Origin of the sequence: Bradyrhizobium sp. UBA2491, from assembly GCF_002341725.1 — a bacterium.
Taxonomy (GTDB): Bacteria; Pseudomonadota; Alphaproteobacteria; order Rhizobiales; family Xanthobacteraceae; genus Bradyrhizobium.
In genome coordinates this window covers 1-7,645 of the sequence record NZ_DDOP01000024.1, presented here as the reverse complement: position 1 = coordinate 7,645, position 7,645 = coordinate 1, and the positions used below count along the sequence as shown (strand labels likewise).

General features: G+C 64.6%; 4 protein-coding genes and 1 pseudogene. 3 read left to right on the top strand and 2 right to left on the bottom strand.

Annotated features, from left to right (window positions below):
• Together B2W55_RS07615 and B2W55_RS07610 are read right to left on the bottom strand one after the other, a co-directional pair.
• Window positions 1-245, bottom strand: a pseudogene (locus B2W55_RS07615) (inorganic phosphate transporter); the annotation flags it as partial.
• A 549-nt stretch (window positions 246-794) separates the two neighbouring features.
• On the bottom strand, window positions 795-2,240 hold the full coding sequence (locus B2W55_RS07610) for a UdgX family uracil-DNA binding protein (RefSeq protein WP_024579469.1): 1,446 nt from the start codon (window positions 2,238-2,240) through the stop codon (window positions 795-797).
• A gap of 255 nt (window positions 2,241-2,495) precedes the next feature.
• Here B2W55_RS07610 and B2W55_RS07605 point away from each other — a divergent pair, with 255 nt between their 5' ends.
• From B2W55_RS07605 to B2W55_RS07595, 3 genes are all read left to right on the top strand, one after another.
• Complete coding sequence (locus tag B2W55_RS07605; RefSeq protein WP_024579470.1) at window positions 2,496-3,290, top strand: ImuA family protein; 795 nt, start codon at window positions 2,496-2,498, stop codon at window positions 3,288-3,290.
• Window positions 3,181-4,962: a Y-family DNA polymerase gene (locus B2W55_RS07600; protein ID WP_371412451.1), complete on the top strand. Its 1,782-nt coding sequence runs from the start codon at window positions 3,181-3,183 to the stop codon at window positions 4,960-4,962. Before B2W55_RS07605 ends, B2W55_RS07600 begins: the two co-directional genes overlap by 110 nt.
• On the top strand, window positions 4,959-7,645 hold a 2,687-nt coding region (locus B2W55_RS07595; protein WP_291532206.1), incomplete at its 3' end, for an error-prone DNA polymerase. The genes B2W55_RS07600 and B2W55_RS07595, both read left to right, overlap by 4 nt.

Below are 7,645 nucleotides of genomic sequence, written 5' to 3'. Positions count from 1 at the left end.
CCGTTGACGAATTCGAAGCCGAGCGCGATCAGCAGCGCGACGAACAGCATGATGTACGGCAGGAACGAAGTCACGCGCGTGCCGGTGGCGTCGACGTCGGCATAGATGCTGTAGGCAACAAACAGCAGGGCGGCCGCAACCACGCCCATGTAAATGACACCCGTCATCGGGTGAAAGCCCTTGTCGAGATCCGGGCCCTTCTTCAAGGCTGGTTCGATCGAGCCGGGTAACGCCATATCGCTCATGGTAAACTCCTGTCCCAATGCCTCCGATTTTGATCGATGCATATGACAAGCAATTGAAATCCGGCCCGTGAAATGAAGCGGCGCTCCTTGGCGGTGGACGGCGGGCCGAATTTTTGCGCAACGCATTGAAGGTGCGCGCACTGTTTCGATCTCGTGGCAATGTTCAGCAACAGAAGCGGGTTGATCGCGACGTAAACTTGCTGCCTGCGTTGCACAGCGCGAGACAGTGTGAGTACGAGATCACACAGGACTGTCAGTCCGGCCGACGAGAGCTCACGACGAAGTATCCGACGAGCGCGGCGACGAGATGGGTCGGCTGGCTGGATGAGGTAGCGCGCGAGTGAGGTGGTGAGATGAGGTGGCGCGCCGCACGATTGGGGCTAGTCGAACCGCGCAGCGCGCCTGCCTCAGGGTACGTCATGGCGTGAACATGACGCCCGATACCGTCTGAATGTGCTACGCTATCACGGATCAATTAAAGGTTGTAGGTATTTCAGAGCAGTTTCGCACAGGGCTGTGCGTCTTCCAGTTCCGCTGGTCTTGCGGAACTCAAGCCGCATCGGCGGCGTCGCGCAGTTGACCTGCCGCGATCTTCAGGTCGTCGATAAAACGCTGATATTCCAGTGCCTTGGTGCTCTCGTCTGGCAACCGCAGCAGATAAGAAGGATGCACTGTGACCAGCACCCTGGTTCCGTCGTGCTCGATCAGCCTGCCGCGGTTCTTGTTGATCGGCGTGATCTTGCCGAGCACGCTTTGCGCTGCGGTCGCGCCGAGCGCCACCACCAGCTCCGGCCTGACGGCGGCGAGCTCGCGCTGATACCATGGACGGCAGGTGCGGATCTCCGCCGTGCCCGGTTTCTGGTGCAGCCGGACCTTGCCGCGCTGCACGAATTTGAAATGCTTCACCGCGTTGGTGATGTAGACCTTGGCGCGATCGATACCCGCTTCCTTGAGCGCACGATCGAGCATCTGCCCGGCCGGTCCGACGAACGGATGGCCGGCGAGGTCTTCCTTGTCGCCAGGCTGTTCGCCGACCAGCATCAGTGTCGCGTTCTGCGGGCCTTCGCCAAACACGGTCTGTGTCGCGTCCTTCCACAGTGGACAGGCGCGGCAAGCGGCGGCCTCTTCGCGCAAGGCGGCGATCGCGTCACCAATCGCTTCATGGGCTTGCCTGTCATGGGCCTGCTTGCGGGGTATCGGCACATCCTGCCGCTTCTGCGGTTCGCTCGCCCGGCGTGCGATGAAGGGACCGCTGGTCATGCGCATGGCGTCTTCGATCAAAGGCTTAATGATCGAATCCTCGGGCAGGTTCCTCCAATAGGCCTGCGGCGCCTCCATCAGTTTCAGCCGGGCGGGATTGAACAGGCCGTTGTGATGACGCCGCCAGACCTCCTCGAGCCGATCCTCGCTCGGCACCTCGGACTTGGCGATGCCTGACGTGATCGAGATCGCGTGGCCGTCCCAATGCGCGCAGACATCCGGGGTCAGGATCGACCACGGCATGTCGGCGAAGCGGCTGGCGAAAAACGGTGCGGCGGACGCGACGATATGATGCTCGGGCTCGAACCAGGCGACGTAGTGCGCCTTGTGCTCGCGGCCGATTTCGCGGAAGCGGAGATGCGCATGCATCCTGTCGATGTCGCCATAGACCGCGCGTGCCATTGCATGGACTTCGGCGACATCAGGATCGATGGTCGTGCCGAGCAGATCGTGATGACTGCGCAGTCGCCACAGCAGGCGATAGAGCAGGGCGAAGCGCTCGTCATGGCAATGCAGGATCGCCGTTCGCGCCAGCTCGACGAATCTGGCGGGGACGTTGAACTGCACCTGCGGCGCGTCGGGCATCTCGTTCGCGCGGGATGTCGGCAGCAACGCGTCGTCACTGCGTATTTGCCATGTGACGTCCGCCGGCCTGACGTCATGCGATGCCAGTTGCCGTGCGGCTTTGCGCCAGCCTTCGAAATCGGTGTCGTTGTCGAGCACGATGAGATGCATGCGATTGCTCCGTTTCCGTCACGCCGCCGATGTCCGGGCCCGTGCGCCTCACCGCCGCGGGGAAAGCGGAGAAGGCCGGTGCGGCCGCTTCCAAACCCCTTGATTCCGCTGATGAATCGGCAGGCTCACCAATCCGATTGACTCCGCTGGCCCTGTTAGCTTTATATTAGAACATATCATGAACATTTGGGCCAGTCCCTGGCTCTCTGTTCAGGTCAGTGACGGCTTCAAATTTTGGTTGGAAGGAGCGGCGCAATGAACGGCGCACGCACGGGTACGCTTACGTCTCTGCGCGGCAGCATCGCGCGCATCGAGGCGTCATCGGAGGCGGCGATGCCGAGCCGCGTTGCGCTCGGTCACAGCGGCGCCGACGCGATGCTGCGCGGCGGGCTTGCACCGGCTGCGCTGCACGAGGTGTTCGCGGCCGGCCATCAAAGTGGCGCGGCGACCGGCTTCATCGCGGGGCTCGCCGGACGGCTATCGGCGCGCAAGCCGCTGGTGTGGGTGCGGCAGGATTTTTCCGACCGCGAGAACGGCGCGCTGTCGATGCGCGGGCTTGCCGAGCTCGGCCTCGATCCGCGCCTGCTGGTCACGGTGCGCGCCGCCGATGTCGATGGCGCCCTGCGCACCGCGGCCGATGCGCTGGCCTGCGATGCGCTCGGCGCTGTGGTGCTCGAGGTCTGGGGCGAGGCGCGCCAGCTCGATCTCGTCGCCAGCCGCAAATTGACGCTTGCGTCGCAGGCTGCCGGCGTCACCGCGCTGGTGCTGCGGATCGCGGCGACGCCGATCCCCTCGACCGCGGAGACGCGCTGGATCGTGCGCGCGGCGCATTCGCCGCCCGGCAATGCGGCCTCCGCCTGGGGCGCGCCGCGCTTCGATGCCGAACTAGTGCGCAATCGTCATGGCCCGGTCGGGCGATGGATCATGGAATGGAAATGTGATGAGTGCCAGTTCAGTGAACCGTCGGCGTATCCTCAGCCTGTGGCTGCCACGCCTGCCCATCGACCGCATCAAGCGCAAGCTCGCGCAGGACATCGCCTCGCAAGCTGATGCGCGGGAGGTGGCTGAACCTTCAAGTGAGGCGAGCACATCGGCAGGGCTCTCTCCCCCCTTGCGGGGGAGAGTTGGAGAAAGGGGGACCACAGACGCCGGCGTACATGGCTTACCCCTCTCCCTAACCCTTCCCCACAAGGGGGGAGGGAACCCGTCCGCTCATGCGTCCCTTACGAAGAGCAACGAACTCCCCAGCGTCGTGGTCGCAAAAGACCACAACGCCATCCTGCTGCATGCCGTCGACGAGGCCGCGGTGCGGGCCGGGCTGTCGATCGGGCTGCCGCTCGCCAATGCGCGCGCGATCTGTCCCGAGCTCACCGTCTACGACACCGATCCCGCGGCCGACCTGAAGACGTTGAACGACATCGCCGACTGGTGCGATCGCTTCACACCGCTGGTGGCGCTCGACGCGCCTGATGGCCTGTTCCTCGACATCACCGGCTGCGCGCATCTGTTCGGCGGCGAGCGCGCGCTGCTGCAGGTCGTGACCGGCGCGCTGAGCCGGCGCGGCTTTGCCGTCAGCGCGGCGATTGCCGGCACCTCGATCGCGGCGCGCACGCTGACGCGCCATGTCTCGGGCAAGATCGTTGCCGATGGCGCGGAGGCGCACGCGGTCGGCCCGTTGCCGGTCTCCGCGCTCGGCGCCGATCCTGCCATCACCACCGGCCTGCGCCGTGCCGGCCTGAAGATCATCGGCGATGTTGCCGCGCGCGCCCCGCACGAGATCTCGGCACGGTTCGGTTCGGCCTTCACCACCCTGCTCGGCCACGCGCTCGGACAGGGCGATGCTCCGATCAGCCCACGCAAGCCGCTGCCCGATTACATCGTCGAGAAGCGTTTCCCCGATCCGGTCGCAACCGATACCGTGATCGCGCCGACGCTCTCGAGCCTCGCCAAAATGCTGGTCGCCGCTATGGACAAGCAAGGCAAGGGCGCCCGGCAACTGGAAGCGAGCTTCTTTCGCACCGACGGCAAGGTCGCGGCGATCATGGTCGAGACCGGTCGGCCGGTGACGCGGCCGGAAATGATCGACCGCCTGTTCCGCGAGCGGCTCGATGCGCTCAACGATCCGCTCGATCCCGGCTTCGGCTTCGATCTCATCCGCCTTGCCGCAGGGCGTACCGAGATCGTGGTGCAGCAGCAGCGCGATCTCGACGCCACGGTGCACGACAATGACGAGATATCGGCGCTGATCGATCGCATCGCCGCCCGTATCGGCGGCAAACGCGTCGTCGTGCATCTGCCGCTCGAGAGCCACATCCCCGAGCGCGCGACGCTCGCACTGCCGGCGCAGCATCATCTGGCCGCCGCCAGTGCCGCCGCCTGGCCGGAGCGCGTCACGGGCGAGCCGCCGCTACGGCCACTCAGGCTGTTCGAGCGGCCCGAGCCGATCAAGGTGCCATTCGCGAGCGTGCCGGACGGTCCGCCGCACCAGTTCACCTGGCGGCGCGCCTTGCACGCGGTGGTGCGGGTCGAGGGCCCCGAGCGGATCGCGATGGAATGGTGGAAGCAGGACGGCGCATCGCTGACCCGCGATTACTTCCGGGTCGAGGATGCCGAGGGCCAGCGCTTCTGGATCTTTCGCGACGGTCTGTACGAAAGCGAGCTGCGCGACGAGGAAGGCAAGCCGGTCCCAGCCAACTGGTATGTCCACGGGCTGTTCGCATGACAACACCTCTGCCCGACTATGCCGAGATCGGCATCACCAGCAATTTCTCCTTCCTGCGCGGCGGCTCCGATCCGCGCGCCTATGTGCATCAGGCGAGCGAGCTCGGAATCCCCGTGATCGGGATCGCCGATCACAACACGCTGGCCGGCGTGGTGCGCGCCTGGAAGGAGCTCGACAGCGAGAAGGTCGCCCATCCGCCCAAATTCCTGGTCGGCGCCCGCATCGTCTTCATCGACGGCACGCCCGACATCCTGGTCTATCCGCGCGACCGCGCCGCCTATGGCCGGCTGTGCCAGCTATTGACCCGCGGCAAGCGCGGCGGCGGCAGAGCGTTTTCCAGCGAAGTGGACACCGGTTCGCGTGAAGAAAACGCGTCAACACAAAAATCCGAGCGCGTCGAGAAGGGCGACTGCCGGCTCACCTTGCCTGATCTCGTCGATTTCGCCGAAGGTCAGCTTTTGGTGCTGGCGCTGCCGCATCGTTTCGAGACCGATGACGCGCTCGACGTGCTCGCTCAATTGAATGCGAGCGCTGCCGATGGCGTCTGGCTCGCCGCGAGCCTGCTTTATCGCGGCGACGACAGGCGCCGCCTCGCACGGCTGCATGGCCTCGCCACCGAAGCGGGCGTACCGCTGCTCGCCACCAACGAGGTGCTCTATCACCATCCCGCGCGCCGTCCGTTGCAGGACGTGCTGACCTGCATCCGCGAAAAGACCACCATTGAGGCGGTCGGCCGCCGGCTTGAAGCCAACGCCGAGCGGCATCTCAAGCCGGCGCATGAAATGGCAAGGCTGTTCCGCGACTGGCCAGCCGCCATCGCGGAAACCATGCGCTTCGCCGCGCGCATCTCATTCTCGCTCGACCAGCTCAAATACCAGTATCCCGACGAGCCGGTGCCGCCGGGCAAGACCGCGCAGCGTCATTTGGAGGATTTGACCTGGAGGGGAGCGCACCGAAAATTTCCAACTCGGATTTCGCCTAAACTCAAGAAGACCTTGCACAAGGAATTGCGTCTCATCAGGAAGCTGAAATACGCACATTACTTCCTCACCGTGCACGACATCGTGCACTATGCGCGCAGCCAGAACATCCTGTGCCAGGGCCGCGGCTCGGCGGCGAACTCGGCAGTCTGTTATGTGCTCGGCGTTACCTCGGTCGATCCGACCAAGGTCGATCTCTTGTTCGAGCGCTTCATCTCCAAGGAGCGGCTGGAGCCGCCCGACATCGACGTCGATTTCGAGCATTCGCGGCGCGAGGAGGTGATGCAATATGTCTACCGCCGCTATGGCCGGCATCGCGCGGCGATCATCGCGACCGTGATCCATTATCGTCCGCGCAGCGCGATCCGCGACGTCGGCAAGGCGCTCGGGCTGACCGAGGATGTCACCGCGGCGCTCGCCGACACCGTGTGGGGCAGCTGGGGCAAGGGCCTCAACGACATGCAGGTGCGGCAGGCCGGGCTCGATCCAAAGAATGCGATGATCAACCTCGCGGTCGAGCTCGCCACCGAGCTGATCGAGTTTCCGCGCCATCTCTCCCAGCATGTCGGCGGCTACGTGCTGACTCAGGACCGGCTCGACACCTATGTGCCGATCGGCAACGCCGCGATGGACGATCGCACCTTCATCGAATGGGACAAGGACGACGTCGACGCGCTGCACATGATGAAGGTCGACGTGCTCGCTTTGGGCATGCTGACCTGCATCCGCAAATGCTTCGATCTGATCGATGACCACAAGGGCAAACGCTGGGAGCTTGCCTCGGTCCCGCCGGACGACGAGAAGGTCTACGACATGCTGTGCCGTGGCGAGTCGCTCGGCGTGTTCCAGGTCGAGAGCCGGGCACAGATGAACATGCTGCCGCGGCTCAAACCGCGCACCTTCTACGATCTCGTCATCGAGGTCGCGATCGTGCGCCCCGGACCGATCCAGGGCGACATGGTGCATCCCTATCTGCGCCGGCGCAACAAGCAGGAGCAGGTGAGCTATCCGTCGCCGGCATCTGACAAGGGCGACAAGAACGAACTCTACAACGTCCTGCACAAGACGCTGGGCGTGCCGCTGTTCCAGGAGCAGGCGATGCGGATCGCGATCGAGGCGGCGCATTTCTCCTCCGAGGAGGCCAACGGCCTGCGCCGCTCGATGGCGACCTTCCGCAATCTCGGCACCATCGGCAGCTATGAGGAGAAGCTGGTCGGCAACATGGTGGCGCGCGGCTACGATCCAGATTTCGCCCGCAGCTGCTTCGACCAGATCAAGGGGTTCGGCTCCTACGGCTTTCCGGAAAGCCACGCCGCGAGCTTTGCCCAGCTCGTCTACATCTCGTCATGGCTGAAGCATTATCATCCCGATGCGTTCTGCTGCGGCCTGCTCAACTCGCAGCCGATGGGTTTCTATGCCCCGGCGCAGATCGTCGGCGACGCCCGCCACAACGGCGTCACGGTGCGCGAGGTCGACGTCTCCTTCAGCTTTGCGCAGAACACGCTGGAGGAGAAGGTCGGTGATCACTGCGCGGTCCGGCTCGGCTTCCGCCAGATCGACGGCTTTCACTGGCTCGATGAGGACGAGGAGCGGTTGAAACGAATGCAGCAGACGCTGCGCAGTACAGGTGAGTCAGGGGGGCACGAACGGGTGGGCTCTCTCCCCCCTTGCGGGGGAGAGTTGGAGAGAGGGGTAAGCCACGA

Excerpts from the sequence above, each read along its gene's own strand:
- B2W55_RS07610 (WP_024579469.1), bottom strand. The coding sequence starts at position 2,240 with ATGCATCTCATCGTGCTCGACAACGACACCGATTTCGAAGGCTGGCGC.
- B2W55_RS07605 (WP_024579470.1), top strand. The coding sequence starts at position 2,496 with ATGAACGGCGCACGCACGGGTACGCTTACGTCTCTGCGCGGCAGCATC.
- B2W55_RS07600 (WP_371412451.1), top strand. The coding sequence starts at position 3,181 with ATGAGTGCCAGTTCAGTGAACCGTCGGCGTATCCTCAGCCTGTGGCTG.